This is a genomic window from Arthrobacter sp. 01T428 (assembly GCF_056398685.1).
The window spans coordinates 1-21,295 of the sequence record NZ_JBFTPW010000008.1; the positions used below are offsets into that span (position 1 = coordinate 1).

The 21,295-nt window shown below is 63.1% G+C and carries 26 protein-coding genes and 1 pseudogene; 21 read left to right on the forward strand and 6 right to left on the reverse strand.

What is annotated here, in order from left to right:
* Positions 1 to 527, reverse strand: a pseudogene (locus AC1DJB_RS10665) (HNH endonuclease signature motif containing protein); the annotation flags it as partial.
* 93 nt (positions 528 to 620) lie between these two features.
* Positions 621 to 944, reverse strand: a complete 324-nt coding sequence (locus AC1DJB_RS10670) for a hypothetical protein (protein ID WP_284991803.1) — start codon at positions 942 to 944, stop codon at positions 621 to 623.
* A 131-nt stretch (positions 945 to 1,075) separates the two neighbouring features.
* Here AC1DJB_RS10670 and AC1DJB_RS10675 point away from each other — a divergent pair, with 131 nt between their 5' ends.
* Both AC1DJB_RS10675 and AC1DJB_RS10680 read left to right on the forward strand, forming a co-directional pair.
* A complete protein-coding gene (locus AC1DJB_RS10675) occupies positions 1,076 to 1,366 on the forward strand; it encodes a nucleoside/nucleotide kinase family protein (RefSeq protein ID WP_441438256.1) in 291 nt (96 codons plus the stop codon).
* A gap of 30 nt (positions 1,367 to 1,396) precedes the next feature.
* Positions 1,397 to 1,900, forward strand: coding sequence for a mycothiol transferase (locus AC1DJB_RS10680; protein ID WP_284991801.1), 504 nt, complete (start codon positions 1,397 to 1,399; stop codon positions 1,898 to 1,900).
* Positions 1,901 to 1,907: 7 nt separating this feature from the next.
* On the opposite strand, the gene AC1DJB_RS10685 is transcribed toward AC1DJB_RS10680, so the two are convergent.
* A complete protein-coding gene (locus tag AC1DJB_RS10685; RefSeq protein ID WP_441438255.1) occupies positions 1,908 to 3,317 on the reverse strand; it encodes an MFS transporter in 1,410 nt (469 codons plus the stop codon).
* Between the two features lie 115 nt (positions 3,318 to 3,432).
* Between AC1DJB_RS10685 and AC1DJB_RS10690 the strand changes: the two genes are divergently transcribed.
* The 5 genes from AC1DJB_RS10690 to AC1DJB_RS10710 all read left to right on the forward strand — a co-directional run bounded on the left by AC1DJB_RS10690 (position 3,433) and on the right by AC1DJB_RS10710 (position 8,239).
* Entirely contained in the window at positions 3,433 to 3,981 is a 549-nt protein-coding gene (locus AC1DJB_RS10690) for a TetR/AcrR family transcriptional regulator (protein WP_059388091.1), read from the forward strand.
* Positions 3,982 to 4,216: 235 nt separating this feature from the next.
* The gene (locus AC1DJB_RS10695) at positions 4,217 to 5,137 is read left to right on the forward strand and encodes a glycoside hydrolase family 25 domain-containing protein (protein WP_476910238.1); all 921 of its coding nucleotides are present in this window, start codon (positions 4,217 to 4,219) and stop codon (positions 5,135 to 5,137) included.
* Positions 5,138 to 5,336: 199 nt separating this feature from the next.
* A complete protein-coding gene (locus AC1DJB_RS10700; RefSeq protein WP_306962261.1) occupies positions 5,337 to 5,648 on the forward strand; it encodes a hypothetical protein in 312 nt (103 codons plus the stop codon).
* Between the two features lie 83 nt (positions 5,649 to 5,731).
* Positions 5,732 to 7,099 carry an MFS transporter gene (locus AC1DJB_RS10705; protein ID WP_441438253.1) on the forward strand — a complete coding sequence of 456 codons (1,368 nt, stop codon included), beginning with the start codon at positions 5,732 to 5,734 and terminating at the stop codon, positions 7,097 to 7,099.
* 471 nt (positions 7,100 to 7,570) lie between these two features.
* The gene (locus AC1DJB_RS10710) at positions 7,571 to 8,239 is read left to right on the forward strand and encodes a hypothetical protein (RefSeq protein WP_441438252.1); all 669 of its coding nucleotides are present in this window, start codon (positions 7,571 to 7,573) and stop codon (positions 8,237 to 8,239) included.
* 71 nt (positions 8,240 to 8,310) lie between these two features.
* On the opposite strand, the gene AC1DJB_RS10715 is transcribed toward AC1DJB_RS10710, so the two are convergent.
* Entirely contained in the window at positions 8,311 to 8,526 is a 216-nt protein-coding gene (locus tag AC1DJB_RS10715; RefSeq protein WP_441438251.1) for a hypothetical protein, read from the reverse strand.
* Between the two features lie 28 nt (positions 8,527 to 8,554).
* Here AC1DJB_RS10715 and AC1DJB_RS10720 point away from each other — a divergent pair, with 28 nt between their 5' ends.
* From AC1DJB_RS10720 to AC1DJB_RS10760, 9 genes are all read left to right on the forward strand, one after another.
* Positions 8,555 to 9,118, forward strand: coding sequence for a hypothetical protein (locus tag AC1DJB_RS10720; protein ID WP_441438250.1), 564 nt, complete (start codon positions 8,555 to 8,557; stop codon positions 9,116 to 9,118).
* A gap of 8 nt (positions 9,119 to 9,126) precedes the next feature.
* On the forward strand, positions 9,127 to 9,336 hold the full coding sequence (locus AC1DJB_RS10725; RefSeq protein ID WP_084784395.1) for a response regulator transcription factor: 210 nt from the start codon (positions 9,127 to 9,129) through the stop codon (positions 9,334 to 9,336).
* A gap of 268 nt (positions 9,337 to 9,604) precedes the next feature.
* Positions 9,605 to 9,991: a hypothetical protein gene (locus AC1DJB_RS10730; protein WP_306962270.1), complete on the forward strand. Its 387-nt coding sequence runs from the start codon at positions 9,605 to 9,607 to the stop codon at positions 9,989 to 9,991.
* A gap of 177 nt (positions 9,992 to 10,168) precedes the next feature.
* Entirely contained in the window at positions 10,169 to 10,609 is a 441-nt protein-coding gene (locus AC1DJB_RS10735; protein WP_148667453.1) for a hypothetical protein, read from the forward strand.
* Between the two features lie 48 nt (positions 10,610 to 10,657).
* The gene (locus AC1DJB_RS10740; protein ID WP_306962273.1) at positions 10,658 to 11,161 is read left to right on the forward strand and encodes a hypothetical protein; all 504 of its coding nucleotides are present in this window, start codon (positions 10,658 to 10,660) and stop codon (positions 11,159 to 11,161) included.
* A 180-nt stretch (positions 11,162 to 11,341) separates the two neighbouring features.
* Positions 11,342 to 11,947: a DUF1326 domain-containing protein gene (locus AC1DJB_RS10745; protein WP_306962333.1), complete on the forward strand. Its 606-nt coding sequence runs from the start codon at positions 11,342 to 11,344 to the stop codon at positions 11,945 to 11,947.
* Positions 11,944 to 12,774, forward strand: coding sequence for a DUF2182 domain-containing protein (locus tag AC1DJB_RS10750; RefSeq protein WP_441438248.1), 831 nt, complete (start codon positions 11,944 to 11,946; stop codon positions 12,772 to 12,774). The genes AC1DJB_RS10745 and AC1DJB_RS10750 overlap by 4 nt, the downstream gene beginning before the upstream one ends.
* Before the next feature lie 46 nt (positions 12,775 to 12,820).
* On the forward strand, positions 12,821 to 13,237 hold the full coding sequence (locus tag AC1DJB_RS10755) for an ester cyclase (protein WP_059388081.1): 417 nt from the start codon (positions 12,821 to 12,823) through the stop codon (positions 13,235 to 13,237).
* Positions 13,238 to 13,354: 117 nt separating this feature from the next.
* Complete coding sequence (locus tag AC1DJB_RS10760) at positions 13,355 to 14,746, forward strand: APC family permease (RefSeq protein ID WP_307054063.1); 1,392 nt, start codon at positions 13,355 to 13,357, stop codon at positions 14,744 to 14,746.
* A gap of 13 nt (positions 14,747 to 14,759) precedes the next feature.
* Here AC1DJB_RS10760 and AC1DJB_RS10765 read toward each other — a convergent pair whose 3' ends face one another.
* Positions 14,760 to 16,094 carry a DUF2254 domain-containing protein gene (locus tag AC1DJB_RS10765; RefSeq protein WP_441438247.1) on the reverse strand — a complete coding sequence of 445 codons (1,335 nt, stop codon included), beginning with the start codon at positions 16,092 to 16,094 and terminating at the stop codon, positions 14,760 to 14,762.
* A gap of 108 nt (positions 16,095 to 16,202) precedes the next feature.
* Here AC1DJB_RS10765 and AC1DJB_RS10770 point away from each other — a divergent pair, with 108 nt between their 5' ends.
* Positions 16,203 to 16,742 (forward strand): flavodoxin domain-containing protein, encoded by a 540-nt coding sequence (locus AC1DJB_RS10770; RefSeq protein WP_441438246.1) that lies wholly within the window; start codon positions 16,203 to 16,205, stop codon positions 16,740 to 16,742.
* A gap of 103 nt (positions 16,743 to 16,845) precedes the next feature.
* On the forward strand, positions 16,846 to 17,409 hold the full coding sequence (locus AC1DJB_RS10775; RefSeq protein ID WP_306962285.1) for a YceI family protein: 564 nt from the start codon (positions 16,846 to 16,848) through the stop codon (positions 17,407 to 17,409).
* A 37-nt stretch (positions 17,410 to 17,446) separates the two neighbouring features.
* Here AC1DJB_RS10775 and AC1DJB_RS10780 read toward each other — a convergent pair whose 3' ends face one another.
* Positions 17,447 to 18,112, reverse strand: a complete 666-nt coding sequence (locus AC1DJB_RS10780) for a response regulator (RefSeq protein WP_307054066.1) — start codon at positions 18,110 to 18,112, stop codon at positions 17,447 to 17,449.
* A 215-nt stretch (positions 18,113 to 18,327) separates the two neighbouring features.
* Here AC1DJB_RS10780 and AC1DJB_RS10785 point away from each other — a divergent pair, with 215 nt between their 5' ends.
* The 3 genes from AC1DJB_RS10785 to AC1DJB_RS10795 all read left to right on the forward strand — a co-directional run bounded on the left by AC1DJB_RS10785 (position 18,328) and on the right by AC1DJB_RS10795 (position 21,239).
* Complete coding sequence (locus AC1DJB_RS10785; RefSeq protein WP_306962292.1) at positions 18,328 to 19,185, forward strand: ABC transporter ATP-binding protein; 858 nt, start codon at positions 18,328 to 18,330, stop codon at positions 19,183 to 19,185.
* 26 nt (positions 19,186 to 19,211) lie between these two features.
* Entirely contained in the window at positions 19,212 to 20,066 is an 855-nt protein-coding gene (locus tag AC1DJB_RS10790) for an ABC transporter permease (RefSeq protein ID WP_284991788.1), read from the forward strand.
* Between the two features lie 66 nt (positions 20,067 to 20,132).
* Positions 20,133 to 21,239, forward strand: a complete 1,107-nt coding sequence (locus AC1DJB_RS10795; protein ID WP_345447790.1) for an ABC transporter substrate-binding protein — start codon at positions 20,133 to 20,135, stop codon at positions 21,237 to 21,239.
* The last annotated feature ends 56 nt before the right edge of the window (positions 21,240 to 21,295 follow it).

A 21,295-nucleotide genomic window follows, 5' to 3' on the forward strand; every position in this document is an offset into this window, starting at 1 on the left:
TCGGTCCAGCCGGTCCGCCAGCCCGGCGCCGCGGACGGCCGGCGGGCGGCCTGGGCTTCGCGGCGTGTCCGTTCCACGGCGTGGGCCGCGACGAGCTGCAGGAACTCGACCGTCCGGGAGATCTCTTCGACCGTGCCGGCGAAATCCGCGGCATCAAGGAAACCGAACGAGCGGGCGTCGGCGACGGCGGTTGAGCGCAGTGCATCCATCGCCGCCACCGCCCGGTCAAGGCCACCCGCGGCGGACGGCACGGCGGCCGGGTTTTGGAGCCGGGAAGGGACCTGGAACTGGGCCGGGTTTCGGGGCCGGGAAGGGCTTTGGAACTGGGCCGGGTTTCGGGGCCGGGAAGGGCTTTGGAACTGGGCCGGGTTTCGGACCTGGGAAGGGCTTTGGAACTGCGCCGGGTTTTGGAACTGCGCATGCCGGGCGGGGACGGGCTTCAGCCGGCGCGACAGGCGTCCCGGCGACGGGATCCCGCCGTCGGGCGCGGCTGCCCGAGGTGTGACGAGTTGACCGATGCCTTCCATGAATAAACCCTGTCACGGGGGTCAGACATTTTTACCTCCCGCACCGGCGTTCGGCGTCGCGAAAAGCGAAACAAGGAAAACACGTCCCAAAAATCAGGTGCTGAGCTCCCAATGAACCCGGATCGCCTCGGCGATCGGGCCGGCGGTGACGTCAACTTGGAAGGCCACGGGGGCGGTCCCTGTCGCTTCAATGACGGTGTCGTGGTAAACCCGGCCGCAGGACGGACACAAGGTGTAGAGGTCCTCATCGTCGGGCCACGGGGCGAGTCCGGCGGGCACGGGCTTGTCGGCCCCGGCGAAAACAGGGACGCCCTGCGAGTTGGCCTGAATCAATCCCTCTTTACTGACGGTGTTTCCGCACAGGCAAGTGATCGTCGTGACATCATGACCGATGACATCAGCGAATTCAGTGTCCATTTGAGCTCCCCGGCGTCGGAAGAGACGTTCTGCTTGTAGCTTATGCCCGCGGATCGCCTCCCGTCGCTGCCTACGTGGCCATTTTGAATACCCGGGCAGGGTGCGCCCGATCTGCCGCCTAGACTCCTTGGATGGCTATGGACCTTGAGAGTGTTTTCCTCAACGGCACGGTTGGTGCCGGCAAGACGACCACCGGCGAAGCCTTGCACTGGCTTCTCGCCGACGACGGAATCAGCAACGCCGTGATTGACCTCAGAAACAGACACGAGCCGAACAGCCAGGAGCTGACCTGGCACCTGGATCGCAGCGTGGAGCTCGGTGAAATCCTGAGCGAGACCCAAGTCGAAACTCATGTGGTGCCGACGGGACCACGAACCCCACAACAGGTTGCCCAGGCGGTTCGGGCTCTGATTGGGTGGTAGGCGTAGCCAACGCACCACTGAAAGGACGCGATGAGATCCAACGAACTGCTGCTGGATTCCTTTGGCCGGATCCGTGACGTCGTGGCCGCAACGCTGGAAGGGGTCGACGACGAGTCCTTGATCCACCGGCCCGCCGGCACCGGAAATTCGATTGCGTGGTTGATCTGGCACCTCAGCCGGGTGGAGGACGTCCAAGTCGCGTCCGCCGCCGGCGTCGAACAGGTGTGGACTTCGCAGGAGTTCGCGGGCCGCTTCAAGCTGCCGCTACCCGAACGCGACACCGGCTATGGCCACTCGAGCGATAAAGTCGATGCGGTTCAAGCTCCGCCGGAGCTGTTGCTCGAATACTACGACGCCGTGCACCGGCAGACGGTTGCGTTCCTGAAAACGCTCGGTGACACGGACCTTGATCGCATCGTCGACACCCGCTGGGATCCGCCCGTCACTCTGGGCGTGCGCCTGGTCAGCACGATTGCCGATTGCCTTCAGCACGCGGGTCAGGCCGCCTACGCCAAAGGCCTAGGCGGCCGGTAAAAACCGTTCAGACCGCTTTCCGCGGCTTGAGGACCAACCCCACGACGGCTGCCAGCGCGAGCGCGGACAGGACAGTTGCAGACCAGAACCCGGCCCGCCCGCCGGTCAGGAAGTCGCCGGGGATCGCGAAGGCCGCGTAGATCGAAGCCACGATGGCCAGGCCGACAGCTCCGCCCAGCTGCTGCATCGTCTGGAAGAGTCCGGACGCAGACCCTGCGTGCTCGGGTTCGACGTTGCGCAGCGCGAGCGTGGTGAGCGGCATGAACGTCATGCCGGCCGAGATTCCAGTGCCCAGCAGTGCAAGCAAAACGAGGGCGAACGGGGTGTCCGTGTTCAGTTGCGTCAGCGGCAGGAAGGCGACGACGCGGAGCGCGGTACCGACGATGACCAGCGGGACGGCCCCGAAGCGCTCGAGTAGGCGCGGGACGATCCGCGACATCGCGAAGATGCTGAGCGGCATCGGCAGGAAGGCCAGTCCGGTGACCATCGGCGTGAGGTGCAGATCGTCTTCGAGGTACTGGACCATGAGGAAAAACATCGCCAGCATCCCGCCGTAGGTTGCTGCCATCGCTGCCAGCGCCGCCACTCGGCTCGGGCTGCGCAGCAGTTGCGGACGAAGCAGCGGGTGGGCCACCCTCCGCTCGGTAACGGCGAGAATTGCGATCAGTGCGGCCCCGACAACCAGGCCGCCGATCGTGCGCGGGCTGGACCATCCGACGTCGCCCGCTTGAATGAGACCCCACACGATGGCGATGGCGCCGCCCGTGGCGGTCACGGCTCCGAGGATGTCGAAGCGTCCGGGCCGCCGGGGAGTTTCCGCGACGAGGCGCGGCACCGCAATGAGGACGACGACGCCGATCGGCACGTTGATGAAGAGGGTCCACCGCCAGCTGGTGGTGTCGGTGAGGAGCCCGCCGAGGATGAGCCCGAGCGCGCCACCCATTGAGGCAATGGCGGAGAACAGGGCGAGCGCCCGGTTCCGCGCGCCGTCGTCCTTTGCGCTGGTGGTGATGAGCGCCAGAACGCTCGGGGCGGCGAATGCGGCGCCGAGGCCCTGGAGCGCGCGTGCGATAACAAGGAAGAGGGGCGAGGTGGCGAGGCCACCAAGCAGGGAGAAGAGCGTGAAGGCTGCGACGCCCACCAGGAAGGTGCGACGGCGGCCCATCACGTCTCCGATCCGTCCGCCGAGCAGCAGGAGGCCGCCGAAAGCGACGGCGTAGCCGTTCAGGACCCAGCTGAGCTCGGCCCGGTCGAAGTGGAGGTCGGTGGCGATGTGGGGGAGCGCGACGTTCACGACGGTCGCGTCGAGGACAAGCATGAGTTGGGCCAGCATGACCAGCCAGAGGCCAATGCTGCCGGCCCGACGGCCGGATGAAACGATCCCGGCTGGGGCGCGTGTGGCGATTGTGGGTGTCATGGGAGGTGTCCTGTTCTAGCCGAGGGGGCTGACGTACACTAAGAGGAGAGTTGCTCCGTTTAGAACTATACGGAGACACTCTCCGTTTTTCAAGGGTGAATCGAAAGGTGTTTCTGTGCGCGCTGACGCTCAACGCAACCGCGACCGGATCGTGGAGGTTGCGCGTGCACTCTTCCGCGTCAAAGGCTTCGAAGCCGTTTCGATGGACGAAGTCGCCAAAGCGGCCGAGGTGGGACCCGGCACGCTCTACCGGCACTTCCCCACCAAAGAGTCGTTGTACGACGCGGTCCTCGAGGCGTGGGCAGAGAAGGTCCGCACCGCCGTCGACCGGGCCCTGTCCCTCGACGCCCCCGCACGGGAACGGTTGTTGAGCTGGCTAACCGACTATGCGTCGATGCTGACTGAACACAAAGGCGCCGCCGCGCGGATCACCGCAGCGCTGGGCGACCCCGGATCCCCGTTTGCCGCGAAGTGCCAGACCTACCTCGGCGCCAATCAGCGCGTGATCGAAGCGTTGGACTCGGCCTTGCGCCCCGGAGTCGATGCGATGCAGATCAGCAGGCTCGTCGGCGGCGTGGCCGCGGTAGTGGATAACAGCGAACTTCCCGCCGATGCGGCAGCATCAATGCTGGCGGTAGTCGCAGATGGACTCGTCGCTTCCTGACCGAGTTCTGGCGCAGAGCTGAGTACTCCGGCGTCTGGGCTGTACTCCAAGTGCACCACGCCACTTACTCGCAAATTCGTTAACCAAGTCCAGTAGAGATCACTCAAGGCTGCCCAGAAGCCCGTCCGTAGGATCCGTAGTGAGCCGAAGATGGCTCACTGCCATTGCTTTTGGGATGCAATGTGCGGCAGTACCAACCCCGGCAGGGCCCTGAACCATGCCAAGGACGCACATCATGAAAACTGCAAAAATCATGGCCGTTGCTTGCCTCTTGTTAGCTACGACCGCCACACCATTATCCGCCGCTAATGCCGCTCCCATGGAAGTTTCTGGGATCTCCTTGGGCAGCGACATTTCCTGGCCCCAATGTGGTGGCGGACTTCCTTCCGGCCAGGCGTTCGGAATTGTCGGCGTGAACGGCGGCCGTCCGGGCACCGCGAATCCCTGTTTCGCCGAGCAGCTGGGCTGGGCCAGCGGCTCGGCGGGCGGGACAAGCCAACCCGCAGCCGCTGTGTACGTCAACACCGCCAATCCCGCGGGCTATGGCGCGTGGTGGCCGGGATCCGATGCGGAGGTGGGTCTGGCCGGGCCCAACCCGTATGGGAGCTGCGACGGGTCAGCTTCGGCGGCGTGCGCCTACCTTTACGGTTACGGAATGGCCTTCGACGCCGTCACCCGGTACGGCGTGCCCGATCCCGCCAAGCGCCTGTGGTGGCTGGATGTGGAGACCGGGAATGCATGGTCTTGGGACACCGTGGCCAACGCCGCCGACATTGAAGGCATGGCCGCGTTCCTGCAAAGCATCGGCGCCCAGGTTGGCATCTACTCAACCTCGTACCAGTTCGGGCTCATCGCCGGCCAGCTTCATCCCGATAGCAATCTGAACGGGCTTAAGAGCTGGCTTGCCGGAGCAACATCACCAGAGACTGCGGCGGAACTCTGCTCGGCCCCGCCCCTGACTGCCGGCGGCGTGGTTGTGCTCACCCAATTCACCACGGACTTCGACTACAACTACTCCTGCCTTCCGCCCGCACCGCCGCCGCCGCCACCACCGGCACCTGCGCCGGTAGTGGCCCCGCCGAAGCCTCCGGCCCCGACGCTGACCCAAGATGCCAGCGGCAAAAAGAAGCCGGTACTGTCCGTAGCGCAGAGCTGAGGGCCCGGCAGCGAGGGTCCGGGGCTGGACTAGCGCAGCACCACAGCAAGATTTCCCGAAGATTGACCTAGTTTGCACCGTCGGCAGCGGTAGCTAAGTAACTTCGATCGGGGGACGAACGACGGGGCCGGTAAATGCGGTTGACGGGCGACTCCCGACATTGCTATTCGCAGCGACAAAGCCGTCGAAAGGTCTCGAAATGTCCCAGCCAAACTACAACCAGCCTTACCAATACCCGAACTACCCGAACGTCCAGCAGAACAACTCCCTTGAGCACTTTCAGGGGAGCAAGTTCAAAGAAAAGTCGATAATCTTTGGGGTCATCGGTTTCTTTTTCCTGGGCATTGTTTTCGGGCCGCTGGCGATTTCCAATGCACGAAAGGCCGAAGCCCTGCACCATTCGGCAACCGTGGGGAAGGTCCTGGGTTGGGTCGACACAATCGCTTCCGTGTTGGGGCTTCTGGTCTTCCTTCTCCTTTTCCTTCCGGCGGCGTTCCGCGGGGGACACTAACCCTGCGGGCCTGAGGGCCCGGCAGCGAGGTTCGTGACGCGCCGTTTCGTGACCTCAGGCAACGATGGACCAGACTTAGGGACGTGACCAACAAAACCCGCCCCGGCCTAGCGATCGCTGCACTGAGTCTCGGGACGGCGCTGAATCCGCTGAACTCGTCGATGATCGCGGTCGCACTGGTGGTGCTGCGCCAGGACTTCGCGCTCGACGTCGCCACCGTCACCTGGGTGATCACGTCCTTCTACCTCGCCTCGGCGGCCGGCCAGCCGCTCATGGGCCGGCTCGCGGACCGCTTCGGTCCGCGAAGGTTGTTCACCTTCGGTATGGCGGTGGTCGCCGTTTCCTGCCTTCTGGCGCCGTTCTCGCCGAACTTCGCACTGGTCTGCGTGGCCCGCGCACTCATGGCGGTAGGGACCGCGACGGCGTACCCGTGCGCCGTCGTCATGGTCTCGACGCTCAGCCGGCAGGCGAACATCAGCTCAACCCGACCCCTGGGGCGGATCCAGATGGCGAACACGTCGGCAGCGGCGGTGGGACCCGTCGTCGGCGGCCTCCTGGTGAGCCTGGTCGGCTGGCAGGCGCTGTTCGCGATCAACGTGCCGATCTCGCTTCTGGCCCTCATTGTGGTGCAGCGGGTGGCGCCGCCCGACGTCGGACGCGAAAGCGGCAAGCTCTCCGCCCTCCTGCGCGATTCCGACATTCCGGGCATCCTGGCGTTCATCGCCTCACTGACGCTCGCGATGATGGCGCTGCTTAACGTGATGCCGGCTTATCGTTGGTGGTTCATCGCCGTCGCGGTTGTCCTTGCGGGGCTGTTCGCGTGGCGCGAGTTCCGGTTCAGTCCGCCGTTCCTGGACTTGCGGCTGCTCGGCCGGAACCGGCCGCTGCTGCTGTTGTACCTGGGTTTCGCGGTGTTCAGTGCGGTCTACTATTTTGCGTTCTTCGGCCTTCCGCAGTTGCTGCAGCAGGCTGGAAAGTACGACGCCGGCGTGGTCGGCCTGCTGATGCTGCCCCTTGCTGCCATGTCGGTTTTCATGACGCCGGTGACGGTGCGGTTCATTGAGCGGTTCGGCGTGCGGTCCGTGATGATCGCCGGCGTCGTGCTTTTGGCGCTGGCTTCCGGTGCGCTCGGAGTGTTGACGCTTTCCTTCTGGCCGCCGCTGGTGCTCGTGCTCACGGCGCTGATGGGTGTGCCATATGGCGTGGTCAGTACGGCATCGAACCAAGGTTTGTACGTGTCCGCACGGCCGGAGGACAGGGGAGTGGCAGCCGGGATTTTCCAGACGTGCCGATACCTCGGGGCCATCACGGCGACGGTGCTCATTGGTGTGCTGTACGGTCCCGGAGTCAACCAGGCAAACTGGGGGCTCATGGTCTTGGTGATGCTGGGGTTGAGCGCGGTGGTGTTTGTGCTGGCGCTGGCTTGGCGGAAGCCGGGGGCAGTGGGGTAATTCCCATCGCGCCGCTCCGATACCCGCTGCGGGTCGACAAACCCCTATACCTACTCCGACGCACCTTCCCCACTCATTTTCGGTGCAATGCCTACTCAGTGATCATTTTCGCCCGTAGCGTTGGATAGATTGTCAGGCTAGGGCTCTGGGGCGCTCTCCTCGGATGTGGAATGCCACTAGGCTCACATTTCAAAGCTGGGGTGTCTGCGTCAGGAGTTGCGAAGTGTTCGAAGAGGAAGTCCGGCGGGCACTTGACTACGTGGCTGGCGGTGTCAGTGTTCGGATCGTCGGCGGCCCCGGAAGCGGAAAATCAACGGTCCTGGAGTCGATCGCCGCTGGCCTCGAAAGGCCGGGTTCACGGTCTACAGCCTCTCGGGCTCGCCGCTTCTGAATGATACTCCGTTCGCAGGGATTGGCGCACTCGGACTGGAAGGGCGCGGGCAAGAGAATGGGCCGCTAGGAGTCGCGAACGTGCTCGCCGAACAGTTGGCGCAGCGAGGCGCCCGGGCAATAGTTGTTGACGATATCGATGAGCTCGACAAGGAATCGGTGGCAGTCATCGACATTGTTCAGAGGCGGACCGAACGGCCGCTGGTGGTGACGATGGACGATGCCCCACTGTATTCAATGGCCTCCGTGTTCACGCCTGCCCGATGGCCGGAGACAACGATGCGACTCAGTCCTCTTGACTACGATCAAGTCAACAAACTGCTGGCCCAAACGCTCGGGTCGCCGCCGGACGTGGATTTGACCACCGCCGTGCTCATGAAATCCGGTGGCAACCCGCGGCTCGTGGTCAGGATCGCCCAAAGCGCGGAGCTGAGCGAGCAGCTTGTTCTCCTTGACGGACAGTGGAGCATGAGCGGGCACACACTCTGGAACGAATATCTCCAGAGCACCGTCCAGGAACTACTTCACGGACTAAGCGCCGATGAGCGGACGGCTCTGCATACCCTGTCCGTGGTGGGAGCCCGGCCGCTGGGGCCCCTCATGCAGATAGTTGAGGCAGACATCCTGGACAGCCTCGAAATGCGTCCGAAAAGACCATGTCCAGCGCAGCAGCGTTCCTCAAGTTCTACTGGGGCGGTCCGATCGATCCCTCACGCATCGAACAAGTCTTCAGCGAAACTGAGGCTGTAGGAGCTGATTCCGGCGATCACTTCTTCGTCGCCATGACCCGGGCGCCGTGGGCCATCGTCAATGGCGGCCAGTTAGCTGCGGCGACGGACATGCTCCAAGCGATCGGCGAAGCTCACCCCGATTGGAAGGCAGAAGCCCAAGCGTTCGCGCTCTACCTCGAGGCGTCCTTTGACCGAATGCCTGTGAACCTTGACGAAACCCTGGGCGGGCTCCGCAGCCGTCACCCGGAGAGCGGCGTTCTGCAGGTCAGCCGGGGCATTCTGGAGCTCTACCGCTTCGACGCCCAAGCTGCACTCCGGGCCCTTGATTCAGCAGATGGCTTCGACCTTGCCGCTGGCATGGAGCCGTTTGTCCGTGGACTCGCTCTCCAGCAAGAATGTCCACTCGCTGGGGATTCAGGCGCGCAAAGACGTCGCCGACATCGGGCCCCTGCCTGGAACCGGAAAAGCAGTCTATGAGCTCGTTACCCGGAAATACGCCGATCCAGCCGAATTTGATGAAAAGGCTGCCGACCTTCTGGAACAACAACTAGACCGGGGTTACATCACCGAAGCCGTGTATGCCTCACTGTTCATGCTTTCCCTCTATCCCGGGCATAAGATCCTGGAGATCACGCAACGGTTACTGCAAGAGAACGCGGTGACATCGAATGCCAAGTTCATCGCCATCGCCGGTGCCGTCCGTGACCGCGACCACCAACTGCTAAAAATGCTGTTGGACCAATATGAAGCCGACTCCGACCTTCCCGCGATCACCAGGCTGCTGAAAGGCGTGGTGAAGGATCACCTCTTCAAACGCCACCGGGGAGTGGCCAAGACCTTTCATCAGATCATCTCAACTTTCGAAAACCGCTTCCCGGCACAAAAGGGGTACAACTGACCCTCGACATGGGAGGGCATCCCCAGGGTCTGACTCCTTGCGAGAGGGAAGTTGCCCTCCTGGCAGGCAGCCAACGCACCCCAGAAATCGCTGCCCTCCTGGGGATCAGTCCCCGGACCGTGGAAAACCACATCTCCAGGGCCCTTGCCAAGACCGGAACCACTACGCGCCAGTCCCTTCATACGCACGCTCGAAACTCCCAAACAAACGGCGGATAATTGGACGCCCGGCTGTAGCTCCTCGGCTGCGCCCGCCACGGTGAGTACGGGCCCTGCCTGAGTTGGGGCTTGACTCACTCCCTATCTGCCGGTGTCAAGCGTTTTGCCTTTAATGAGTGGTGAGTACTCGAAATTGAGTATGTAAGGACCTCAAATTGAGTGGTCCCAAAGCCGGAATTGAGTATTAGCGAAGCCCGCACGGACGCAAAAATCAATTCTGGTTCTGACCTTAAAATTAAAGTCCTCCATCGGCTATTGATTTTTTATATTGATTGCAAATATTGTTGATGAACAAGCTTTTGGCTTACCTTTTTGGGGGAGATTCGTTATGTTCAATTTCCGCAAGACACTTGGCTCAATCGCGCTTTCTTCAGTGTTGGCCTTTTCGGGCACCAGCGTCGGTATCGCCACCGCCGCCCCGACTACGGGCTTTGCTGGCGCCGTTGTGGATGCAACCATGGAGCCGCAGGTTGCCCTTGTTTGGAACGTCTGGCAAGACAACTTCTACAGTAAAGAGACGTGTAAAAGGGCTTCCTTCGCAGTCCTGAGCATGCACGGCTATATTCGTGACTATGACTGTCTTCAGAATCGTCCCGGCACCTTCAACGCCGGCCGCTGGTCGCTCTGGGTGTTGGTTCCTGATTCCGTGCGGTAACTACGCCCTATGAATAGAAACAGATCATCAAACAGCGGCCAGCAATTGCTTTCTGTCCAAGACGGAAGCTTGGTCGAAGCGCGCGGTCGCCTGTTCACGGGAGCCGACGGACGTGCTTATGTGCGGCCGAGAATGCACCCCGATGAACCGCATATCGGTTTGCCCGAGCAGGCTCAAATGGACACAACAACACTAAGAATCAGGGTCACGGGCCTTGAAACTGGTGAATCCGTGCTTGGCAACCTAGAGGGTTCCTGGCATACCATCCGAGGCGTTCTAAGCGGGATGAGGATCGAAGTAACTGCTGTGCTCGATACCCCTGCGCAATGGCTCGACTCGTGGGAGGAAGCGGACCCAAGATATGCAGAGTCGAAGCCTGATGCGCCGTCGGAGTGGTTCCTTAGTCCAGACCGCCAGAAGCTTCTGGAAGGAATCTTTGCCAGCTTTGATGAGCACAAGGACTTCTATCCCCTTATTTCATTGGGACTTAACGGCACCTACGAAGGCACCTTCCGCGCCAAGTTGTACATGCTTGCGATCAACGAGAGCTTCGCATTGTGGGCAGAGAATTACAGTCCCGGTGATCTCCTTGTTAGATCGTTCGTGAGGGCCTTGTAGCTGGCGGGTGTTGTGCGTTGGAGAAGCAATGCAGGCATAGTTTCAGCGATGCTGATCTGCGGAGACGCGTTGACTGCGTGCGACAAGGGTGTCCAACGTCATGCCGGCTCAATACGAGTTACGGATCCGGTCCAGATTACCGAAGCGGCACCGCAGGACGGGGCGCTGGCGTCAGCGGCAAGCCTCCTCACCAAAGAGTTGAGCGGCGACCCCAACTTCGGGTCAGTCGCCCTTGGACAGGGGAAGCTCGTCATCACGTGGCACGGCCCGGAGAACGACCGCATCGCACTTTTGCGCGACCAACTCCCCGGCGTTGATATCTCGCTCCGTTCCGCAGCGTGCGTTCCGGGAACTGCCATGGACCGGGCGGGAACCCTTTTAGCAGAAGATGTAAGAGTCAGGGTCGTCGGGATGGCCAATGACGGATCCCATGTGGTGGCCACTGTTTCAGAGGGCGCAGACAGCAGTGCCCTTGCCGCCGCTTACGAAGCCCGGCTCGGCTACCCGGTCCGCCTCGAAACAGGGGGCGTGGTCCCGGCCACGGGGAACTGAAGGGCTTCTTTGAGACGCTCGCGTTGTGGCTTAGCAGAGCTTGTTGACACCCCTATCCGGTGGGAATAATCTCGGCCTTACGAGGTTCGTGGGTCTCATAGTGAGTGTTTTCGGCGCTGCCTCTGGGGGAGCTCCGCTAGTCGAATGAACTAGCGAGGAGAGTCCTCAATGTCTTGGGAAATGTCCGGAAAATATGTTGCCAATTGCAGTTGCGCTTTGATCTGTCCCTGTCCGGTGGACGGCAGACCCAACAGTGCCAACGGCGAATGCCGCGGCGTGGCAGTGTTCCATGTTGCGAACGGGAAGCTCGATGACACCGACCTTTCGGGTGTCGACTTCGCCTTCGTCAATTTCTTCCCGTCGAACCTCACAGCGGGCGGCTGGAAGATCGGCGTCGTCGTCGATGAAGGCGCTTCCGATGGGCAGACGACCGCCCTTGAAAGCATCCTGCACGGCGAGGTCGGCGGACCGTTCGGGGATCTGGCGGCCCTGTACGGCGAATGGCTGGGCGTGCAGCGGGCCGCTGTCGCGTTCTCGGATGGCGATAACCCGTCCGCCTCGGTGGGAGACAGTGTGAACTACGCACTGGAAACGCTGCCCGGACCGGGTGGCAGCGTCACTACCGTCAAGAACGCGATGTACGCCTTCGCGTCCGACTACATGATCGGGAAGGCGCCCGGTCACTCGGATCTCTTCGGCCTGGACTTCGATGGGATCTACGGCGAGAGCGGAGAGTTCGCCTACGCAAGCGAAATGGCTGAAGGCGCCCCCAAGGGCAGGGCATGACAGCCGGGAACCTGCCTCGTAGAAAGTTGATTCGGGGAGCTGTGGCGGCCGGTACGCCGCGTGCCACAGCCTTCAACTTGGATCCTCGCGAGGCCGGCCTGGTTGCTGTTTTGCTGATTCTTGCGGCCGTGAGCTGGATCGTTTCTGCCGTACAAACATCCGGGATGGACATGGGGCGCTGGACAGATCCGGGACCGCTCGGCTTCTTCCTCACCACCTGGGTGGTCATGTTGGCGGCCATGATGTTTCCGTCGGTGGCGCCCATGGTGGTTGCTTACGCCCGGATCACCCACCACCGTCGGGAGACCGGACGCTATGCCCCGGCAGGCTCCACGGCAGTCTTCGTGGCCGGCTACCTGATCTCCTGGACGATCTTCGGCCTCGCCGCGTACGCGCTCTACGCGATGGTCGCGTCCCTCATCCCCGGATTGTTTTCCTCCGATCCGGGCGGTCGCTACTTGGCGGCCGGAGTGATTTTTGTGGCGGCCGTCTACCAACTCACGCCAGCCAAGAACGTCTCCCTGATGAAATGCCGGACGCCGATGGACTTCATCCTGCGCCGCATCCGCTATGGACGGTTTGGCGCGCTGCGCCTTGGACTCGAGCACGGTGCATGGTGCGTTGCCTGCTGCTGGGCGCTGATGGTGGCACTCTTCGCGCTCGGTGTGATGAGTGTCGGCTGGATGGCTGTGGTGGGGGCATTCATTGCCTTGGAGAAGATGCTTCCGTGGAGACGGATCGCCAACCGATTGGTCGCCGTCGCCCTGGCCCTGATCGCGGTGGCGATCGCCGTTGCACCGGGGATGGTGCCCGGCGTCGGGATGTAAGTGCGGGGGAAAAAATGGGACGGTCTCGTTCATTAAGGAGACGGAAATGACTGATGGCACTGGACTGATCGGGCGTTTTTACAAGGAAATCATCGAGGGTGGAAACCTCGATCTCATTGATGAACTGGCGACGGACAACCTGGTGGACCACGAAGAGGCTCTCCCCGGGCAACCGCCCGGGAAGGAAGGCGTCCGGTTCTTCGTCACCGCCATCCGGGCGGCGTTCCCGGACATCAAGGTCAAGACGATAGAGCCGTGGCTGACTGACGGACGATTGGAGGCGTGCCACGTGGTGATGACGGGTACGCACCGCGGGGACATGGCGGGCGTTCCAGCGTCGGGCAACACCGTCGAATTCGGCGGGACCGACATCATCCGCGTCGAGGACGGCAAGGTTGCCGAGCACTGGGGATCTACTGACACCCTCAGCCTCATGCAGCAGATCGGCGCCATTCCCCAGTAGCGATTCCGCGATAGCGTCTCCCGCCCGCGCTCCTAGCTGTGGGCGGGAGGCATTCGGAGGTGAGCCGGGAAGTCTGGTCGGCAGCTCGATAAGGCTGTCATGGAACCGGAGGTCCCAGTGAAAATTCCGAGCGGAACGTCCCCAGGAGGTGGACTGGGAAGAGGCCTGCGTTCCCGCACCGCACTGCTCTTGGCGTTTGCCTTCGCGGTGATGGCCGACCCCGTCTCCTCCGTCGCGTACGCCATAGAAGCGGCCCTGCGCGCCCTGGACGGGGATTTGGCGTTGCTGGTCCCGGCGATGGTCCTGGTGGTAGCCATCGTCGCCTTGGTGATCGTGAACTACCGGCAACTCGTCGCGCGCTACCCGAGAGGTGGCGGGGCGCCGGCCGCGGTGGGTGAGGCCTTCGGAGACGGCTGGTCCTTCATCCCGATCGGCGCGCTGGTGGTGGATTTCCTGCTCACTATCGCGATCAGCGTCTCGGCGGGGTCCTCGGCGGTGATCGCCTATTTCCCCGCCCTTGCTCCCTGGCGTTTGTTGCTCGGACTCGGCTTGGTGGTCCTCGTCGGTGCGGCGACCTGGTTCGGTCACCTTGGCAGGTTGGTCTTCGCGGCGATGACAATGGCCTTTATCGTCGTTTCCGTTGTCGTCCTTCTCTACGGCCTGGGCGCAGCACCTAAACCGCTCAGTACGATCGCCGGCGCTCCCGGGCATCCACCGGTCCTTGCCGTGGTGCTTGCGTTCCCGGTCGCCATGGCCATGGCCACCGGTGTGGAAGCGGCGACCTCGGCGGTTGCCCAGCTCGGGCAGCTCGACAATGACGGGAAGCGGCGTTTCGGCCAGCTCACTCTCTGGCTGACCCTCGGCATCGTCGGCACCATCACGCTGGGCCTCGCCGTGGAGGCCGCGCAGCTGCACGTCGGCATTCCGCCGAAGGACAGCACGCAGATCGCCGAACTCGCCCGCCTCGCTGCGCCGGCGCCCGTGTTCGCCGCCTTCCAACTCGTCACTGCGTTGCTCCTGCTCTCGGCGGCTTCCTCGGGTTTCCAAGCGGGACCGGGCTTGCTCAAAGCCCTGGCGCGCCACATCAACCCCCACGGTGAGACCGTCGGCGTCCTTCCGCTCTTACTGGGCCGTACCAACCACCACCACACGCCCTATTGGGGCGTGGCGGTATTCATCGTCCTGGCCGGTGCAGTGACAGCCATCGCCGGCGGCGACGACCAGGAGCTTGTCCTGTTCTACGCCGTCGCGGTCTTCCTCAGCTTCCTCGGCGGCCTGGTTTCCATGGCACTCTTGGCCCGGAGGGACCGCCAGCCGGGAGCCGTCATCCTCAACACTGTCGGAGCCTTCGTTGTGGCCTTCACCCTGGTCGCCAATCTCTCCCGCGGCTTCCCGATCGTCAGCCTCGCCGCCGCCCTCGCCGTCGCAGGCCTCCTCTACCGGCTCTGGACCAAAGCAGGACGGCCCCGCGGCATCCGCAATGTAGCCGCGGAAGCAGAAATCGAGTGATGCTCGCATCGAGCTAGCTGCCGGCGTCGCTCGTGCCGTCCGCGACGTCGAACGCTTGGAGCAGCGCCGCGCCCTCCGCGAGGAGGGGTTCGCGATCGGCCGGCTGGGCCACGAGCCGGGTCACGTCGCTCATGAGGGTCTCGACGTAGCGCCGCACGACGGCGTGGTGGGCCGCGTCGCCGAACCACACGAGCTCACGGCACACGCGCAACAGGGCCCTGACAACGCGAGGCTCGTTCGCGCCGTACCGTCGCACCTGTCCGAGGGCCAGATCCACGAGATAGGCGAAATCGCGGCCCGGGACGTGCAGCCTGACCATGCCTTGCGCGTCCGCCACGACCTGCGGCCCGTGCTGCCGGAGTGAGAGGGCGGCGAGGATCGAGCCGAGGTGGTCCACCGCTTGGTTCGCGGTGTAGGGGTCGTTGATGGCGGGCGAGAGCGCCTTGGACGCGACGTCGGCGAGTTGCCGGATCCCGAAGGCGACATCCTGCTCGAGGGTCCGCTCGTAACCGATCCGCACGCTCTGGGCAAGCGCCCGGCGCAGTTCAGTGCCGCCGTCGGGGGCTAGGGGACGCACGCGCTCGCCGGTGGTCTCCCACACCCAGGCGAGCGGGGAACCCGCGACGACGTGCCGGCCGATCATGGGCACCATCAGGGCCGTGAGGCCTCGGCTCGCGAGCACTTCGACGAACGCCTCGGCATGGAATGCCTGGACATATCCGGACTGCGGCACCAGCAAAGCGGTGGCGCCGGGCGGCGGGTCTGGCATGCGGATTCCGGGATTACCAGGGACGAACGACCGCGCGATCACCTTCAGCGTGGCCTTCTCAACGCCCTTCATGACTTGGTCCACCTGGATCGAGTGGGACAGATGGTGGGCGAAGAAGACAAGCATCACCATGCTCACGAACAGCAGCAGGAGTGCGCCGCTCACGGCGAGGCGAGGGTAGTCCTGGGTGCGCTGTCCGGCGGCGATGCCTACCGTGTAGAGGCCCGCCGTGCTGTATGCGAATGTGGCCACGAAGGCGCTGAGGGTTACCTGGTTGGGTATGTCGCGCAGGAAGTTCCGCAGCAGCCGCGGGCTGAACTGCGTGGACGCGAGCTGCAGTGCCACCACAGTGAGGCCGAGCACGACGGCGATGACCGTCACCATGGTGCTCGCGATCCCGATGAGCAGGTTCCGCGCGTCGTCGGATGTCCCTTGGAAGAGGAGGACGGCGAAAGGTGACGTAGTGTCGAGCTGCACCGCGGAAAGGCCCGCGCCCGCGATGATCGCGACGACGACGGCGCAGGTCGGCATCGCCCACAGGGCACTTGCCAGATACTCCCGAACGGCATCACGCCTCACATGTGACACTCTCTGCCGACGGTGCTCGCCAGTCAAGGGGAGGCATGTTGAATATCCGGAGGACCTTGGACCCTATAACGGCCGCCCGGAGCCGGGACAGACTGGCATATGGCCAACATATACATTGCTTACGGGACCGTTGAAGGACAGACGGCCCAGATTGCTGAATATATTGCCGACGTCGCTCGTGGCCATGGCCACGAGGTGCAGACGGCGGACATCAAGAAGTCCGGGGATACCTTGCCGGACGGTTACGACGCCGTCCTGGTGGGGGCGTCCGTCCATGTGGGCAAGCACGAGGGCTATGTCCGGGACTTTGTCCGGAAAAACACGGCCGCGCTTCAGCGCCTTCCCTCCGCCTTCTTCTCGGTCAGCCTTGCCGCCCAGGGCGATGAAGTGAACGCCGAGGGTTATGTGGAGAAGTTCGAGGCTGAGACGGGGTGGCGTCCGGCCCACGTGGGGCTCTTCAGCGGCGCCCTCCTCTACACCCATTACGGTTTCCTCAAACGCGCCATGATGAAGAAGATCGCCCGCGACAAGGGCAGCCTGGACACGGATACCTCGCGTGACTACGTCTACACCGAGTGGGACGGGGTGAGGCGGTTCACCGAGGACTTCCTGGCTGGATTGGCTACACACGTGGCTTAGGCAAGGGCCGGATCGCACCAGAATCCTTGACTTCATGCCGAGGCTCAACAAGGGTGGAAGGGATCGATCCACGCGAAATTCTTTCGAATCAGGAGATCCAAAAATGACTCTTCCCGCAGGTTTGACTTCAGGCACCTGGTTGCTGGACATGTCCCACAGCGAGATCGGCTTCAGCGTCAGGCACGCCGGCATCAGCAAGGTCCGCGGCCGCTTCACGGAAGCGAGCGCCGAGGCCCGCGTCCGCGAGTCCCTGGCCGACGCGTCCCTTCACGCAACCGTCAAGACCGCGAGCTTCGACTCCGGCGATGCCAACCGTGACGGCCACGTCCGCGGCGCCGACTTCTTCGACGTCGAGAAGTTCCCGGAGATGACCTTCCGGGCCACCAGCGTAGAGGGCGACGGCGAGGACTACACCCTCACGGGCGACCTCACCATCCGGGGGATCACCAAGCCGGTGGAGCTGGAAGTTGAGTTCACCGGCGTCGCGGTTGATCCTTTCGGCGCGACCCGCGCCGGGTTCTCCGCCGAAACCGAAATCAGCCGCAAGGACTTCGGACTGACGTGGAACGCAGCGTTGGAGACCGGCGGTTTCCTGGTGAGCGACAAGGTGAAGATCAACCTCGAGGCTGCCCTTGTGAAGCAGGCCGAGCCCGTAGCGGCCGAGTAGTCAGCACCAAGTAGTCAAGAAGTAGCCGGCCGTCCGCTCAACTCACCGTGTAGGAGTTGAGCGGGCGGCCGGTGCCGCCATACGTGAGGTCCAAAACGAGAAGGCCTTTCTGTTCCAGGACGCTGAGGTAGCGCTGCGCTGTCGGGCGGCTGACACCGAGCTGTCCGGCGATTTCAGCGGCGCTGATGGGACCCCCGGCGGCGCGGACGGCGTCGAACGCTTTTTGCATGGTGGGTTGCAGGCGAGGCGCCGGGGCCGCGGGCCTGACCCCGGCAGAGCGCGCGTTGTAGAGGCTATCAATAGTTGCCTGGTCGGCAGTCGAAGCGGAATCCAGCTCCTGCCGCCAGTTCCGGTACGCCTCCAACTGCGTTCGGAGCCGGTCAAAGCTGAACGGCTTGACCATGTAGTAGACCGCGCCGCTTGTCATCGCTGACTTGACGGTAGCCAGGTCCTGGGCCGCGGTGATGACGATGCAGTCGACGTCGGTACCGGCGGCCTGCAGGGATCGCAGCATCGCGATCCCGTCCTCGTCCGGCAGGTGTACATCCAGCAAGAGCAGGTCCGGGTTGAGGCGCTCGATCGCCTCCCGCGCGGCCGCAGCGGTGTACACCTGACCGACGCATTCGAAACCGTCAACCCTGGCCACCCGGGCGGCGTGGATTCCGGCGACCCGGAAATCGTCGTCAACCACCAATGTCCTCATCAACGTTTTGGCTCCTTTCCCGGGCATTTCCTCGGTAGGTGAGGCGACAGCAGAAAACGCACAAAACGTGCACTTTTGCGGCTAAGGCGCACAACTTACTGAAGACTTCTGGGCCTGATGATCGCTTCCTAAGCTTTACATAGTTTCAGTGATCCACATCACGAATTCGTCGGACTCCCAAGGAAGGGATCCGTAAGACAGAGAGGTCTTAGCAAATGAATGCCATCCACCCCAACCGGCCGCCCGGGGCCCCCGAGAGGGCTGAGGACGCCGCGGGCATCGACATTGTCGGGTTGACCAAGCGTTACCTCACTCCCAAGAACGAGACGTTCACTGCCATCCGCGATGTGACGCTGAGGGTCGAACCCGGCGAGTTCTGCGCGATCGTCGGACCGACGGGCTGCGGCAAGTCGACCACCCTGGCCCAGGTTTCCGGACTCGAGCGGCCAAGTGCCGGCTCGGTGAAGGTCCACGACCAGATCGTAGACGGCATCACCAACGGCGTCAGCTACATGTTCCAAGCGGACGCGCTCTTCCCCTGGAAGACCGTTCTCGGAAACGTGCTGATCGGCCCGGTCCTGCTCGGGACGCCCAAGAAGGAAGCCACCCTGCTCGCAAGGGATTGGCTGCGCCGCGTGGGCCTGGCCGGCTTCGAGGACCGTTACCCGCACCAGTTGTCCGGCGGTATGCGCAAGCGCGTCGCCATGGCGGCGGCGCTGATCAACAACCCGCGGATCCTCTTGATGGATGAGCCGTTCGGCGCACTCGACGTGCAGACCAAGGCCATCATGCAGAACGAACTGCTGCAGCTCTGGGAGGAACTGCGCCCCTCTGTCCTCTTCATCACGCACGACCTCGACGAGGCAGTGGCGCTGGCGGACAAGGTGGTCATCATGACCAGCAGCCCCGGCACCATCAAGGATGTTTTCGAGATCGATCTGCCCAGGCCGCGTGGAGATGTCCAGAAGATCCGGCACGAGGAGCGGTTCCTGGAGTTGCAGGGCCAGATCTGGGAGTCCTTGAAGGACGAAGTTACCCGCGCCTACAAGCAATCGGCGGGTGTAGCAGCATGACAACCACAATCAGTAGGGGTGCTCCCGTGCAAGAGCAAGAAAAAGCACAAGCGAGTGAGCTTAAGAATTCCGCCCGGCGTGCCATGAACCGCCGCACCACGTGGGTTTGGGCCGGCCGCGCCATCCTCGCGGTCATCGTGATCGGCGGCTGGCAGTGGTTCACCACGGCCGGCTGGGTGGACAAGTTCTTCTTCGGCCAGCCGTCCGAAATCTGGAACAGCCTGGTGGATCTCTTCACCAAGGGCACGGCATTCGGCACCATCTGGGAGAACCTCTGGGTCACCATGCAGGAAGCCATCTACGGCTTCGCGCTCGGAACGCTGGTCGGCGTCGTGCTCGGAATCCTCCTCGGCTCGAACAAGTACCTGTCCGAAGTTGTGGGCCCGTACATCCGGATTGTGAACTCGATCCCCAGAATCGTGCTCGGCTCGATCTTCATCGTGGCATTCGGCCTCGGCGTCTTCCCGAAGGTGCTCCTCGCAGCGGTCCTGGTGTTCTTCGTGGTCTTCTTCAACGCCTTCCAGGGCGTCCGCGAAGTGGACCAGAACCTGGTCGGGAACGTCCGCGTTCTGGGCGCATCCCCGCTTCAGGTTGCGATCCACGTGACCATTCCCTCGGCCATGACCTGGATTATCGCCAGCTTGCACACGGCGTTCGGTTTCGCGATCATCGGCGCCCTTGTTGCTGAAGTGCTCGGTGCCCAGCAGGGAATCGGCCTGATCATCAGCCAGGCGCAGGGAACCTTCGATCCCAACACGGTCTTCGCCTGCATGGTGATCATCGCAGTCATCACGCTCGGCGCGGAATACCTCATCGCCCTGCTAGAGCACACGCTGCTCAAATGGCGGCCACCAAACCGTTCCGAAGCCCAGGCGATCTGACGCTCGCCGTCTTCCATTCCCCTTACCCAACGCTCGAATCCTCACAATAGAAGGAAAAGCACAACCATGATGAAGAACAAGATCTACGCCGTCGGCGCTGCCGGAGTGATCGCCCTGAGCCTCGCAGCTTGCGGCACCAGCACTGCAAGCAGCAACAGCACGGCAAGCGGCAGTGCTGCCGCGGACACCGCCTCGATGCCCACCGTGAAGCTCATGGTCGGCGGCATCGACAAGCAGATCTACCTGCCGTACCAGCTCGCAGAGCAGCTCGGCTTCTACCAGAAGTACGGCGTCAAGATGGAGCTTTCCACCGAGTCCCAGGGTGGCGTGGGCGCCGAGGACGCCATGGCATCCGGGCAGGTGGACATGGCCGGTGCGTGGTACGTCCACACGGTCGACTTCCAGTCCAAGGGCAAGAACGTCATCAACCTCGTGCAGCTCTCGAGCGCACCGGGCGAACGCATCATGTGCAACCCCAAGGCGAACGTGAAAACGGGCGCAGACCTCAAGGGCAAGACCGTCGGCGTCACCGACCTCGGCTCGGGAACCGATGAGCTCACCCAGTTCATCGCTGCAAAGGCCGGCCTCGCGAAGAGCGATTACCACACGATCGCCGTCGGCGCCGGAGCAACCGCAATCGCGGCGATCCAGCGCGGGTCCGCTGACTGCGTCATGACCACCCAGCCGACCGTGGGCGCCCTCGAGAACAAGAACCTCGCCGTTTCCGCGATCGACCTCGCCACCTCCGACGGGGCCAAGGCAGCGCTTGGCGGCACCTTGCCGTCGGCCGGCCTCCTGGCCCAGTCGGACTGGGTCAAGACCCACGAGGACGCAGCCCAGAAGGTAGTCAACGCCCTGGTGGACACGATGCACTGGATCAGCACCCACTCCGCCCAGGAGATCGCCGACAAGCTGCCCCAGTCCTACGTCCAGAACAGCACCATCTCCAAGGACCAGTACGTCGCCGCACTGAACCAGGACAAGGGTCAGTTCCTCCCGGACGGCATCATGCCTGCCGGTGGCCCGAAGACGATCTTCGACGAAGAGAAGACCATCGGCGTTGACACCTCCAAGGTCAACATCGCGGACACGTTCACCCAGAAGTACGCCCAGGCCGCTCTCAAGCTGGAGGGCTACACCGCCACCAGCACCCCTGCCGGCAACGACGGCTAGTCTCTTCTAGCTCCCAGACGATCGGCCTGCGTGGTAATCCACGCAGGCCGATTGTT

Excerpts from the sequence above, each read along its gene's own strand:
- AC1DJB_RS10775 (WP_306962285.1), top strand. The coding sequence starts at position 16,846 with ATGACTCTTCCCGCAGGTTTGACTTCAGGCACCTGGTTGCTGGACATG.
- AC1DJB_RS10680 (WP_284991801.1), top strand. The coding sequence starts at position 1,397 with ATGAGATCCAACGAACTGCTGCTGGATTCCTTTGGCCGGATCCGTGAC.
- AC1DJB_RS10700 (WP_306962261.1), top strand. The coding sequence starts at position 5,337 with ATGTCCCAGCCAAACTACAACCAGCCTTACCAATACCCGAACTACCCG.
- AC1DJB_RS10795 (WP_345447790.1), top strand. The coding sequence starts at position 20,133 with ATGATGAAGAACAAGATCTACGCCGTCGGCGCTGCCGGAGTGATCGCC.
- AC1DJB_RS10745 (WP_306962333.1), top strand. The coding sequence starts at position 11,342 with ATGTCCGGAAAATATGTTGCCAATTGCAGTTGCGCTTTGATCTGTCCC.
- AC1DJB_RS10720 (WP_441438250.1), top strand. The coding sequence starts at position 8,555 with ATGGCTTCGACCTTGCCGCTGGCATGGAGCCGTTTGTCCGTGGACTCG.
- AC1DJB_RS10750 (WP_441438248.1), top strand. The coding sequence starts at position 11,944 with ATGACAGCCGGGAACCTGCCTCGTAGAAAGTTGATTCGGGGAGCTGTG.
- AC1DJB_RS10725 (WP_084784395.1), top strand. The coding sequence starts at position 9,127 with ATGGGAGGGCATCCCCAGGGTCTGACTCCTTGCGAGAGGGAAGTTGCC.
- AC1DJB_RS10740 (WP_306962273.1), top strand. The coding sequence starts at position 10,658 with ATGCTGATCTGCGGAGACGCGTTGACTGCGTGCGACAAGGGTGTCCAA.
- AC1DJB_RS10785 (WP_306962292.1), top strand. The coding sequence starts at position 18,328 with ATGAATGCCATCCACCCCAACCGGCCGCCCGGGGCCCCCGAGAGGGCT.
- AC1DJB_RS10675 (WP_441438256.1), top strand. The coding sequence starts at position 1,076 with ATGGCTATGGACCTTGAGAGTGTTTTCCTCAACGGCACGGTTGGTGCC.
- AC1DJB_RS10695 (WP_476910238.1), top strand. The coding sequence starts at position 4,217 with ATGAAAACTGCAAAAATCATGGCCGTTGCTTGCCTCTTGTTAGCTACG.
- AC1DJB_RS10780 (WP_307054066.1), bottom strand. The coding sequence starts at position 18,112 with ATGAGGACATTGGTGGTTGACGACGATTTCCGGGTCGCCGGAATCCAC.
- AC1DJB_RS10755 (WP_059388081.1), top strand. The coding sequence starts at position 12,821 with ATGACTGATGGCACTGGACTGATCGGGCGTTTTTACAAGGAAATCATC.
- AC1DJB_RS10770 (WP_441438246.1), top strand. The coding sequence starts at position 16,203 with ATGGCCAACATATACATTGCTTACGGGACCGTTGAAGGACAGACGGCC.
- AC1DJB_RS10735 (WP_148667453.1), top strand. The coding sequence starts at position 10,169 with ATGGACACAACAACACTAAGAATCAGGGTCACGGGCCTTGAAACTGGT.
- AC1DJB_RS10670 (WP_284991803.1), bottom strand. The coding sequence starts at position 944 with ATGGACACTGAATTCGCTGATGTCATCGGTCATGATGTCACGACGATC.
- AC1DJB_RS10685 (WP_441438255.1), bottom strand. The coding sequence starts at position 3,317 with ATGACACCCACAATCGCCACACGCGCCCCAGCCGGGATCGTTTCATCC.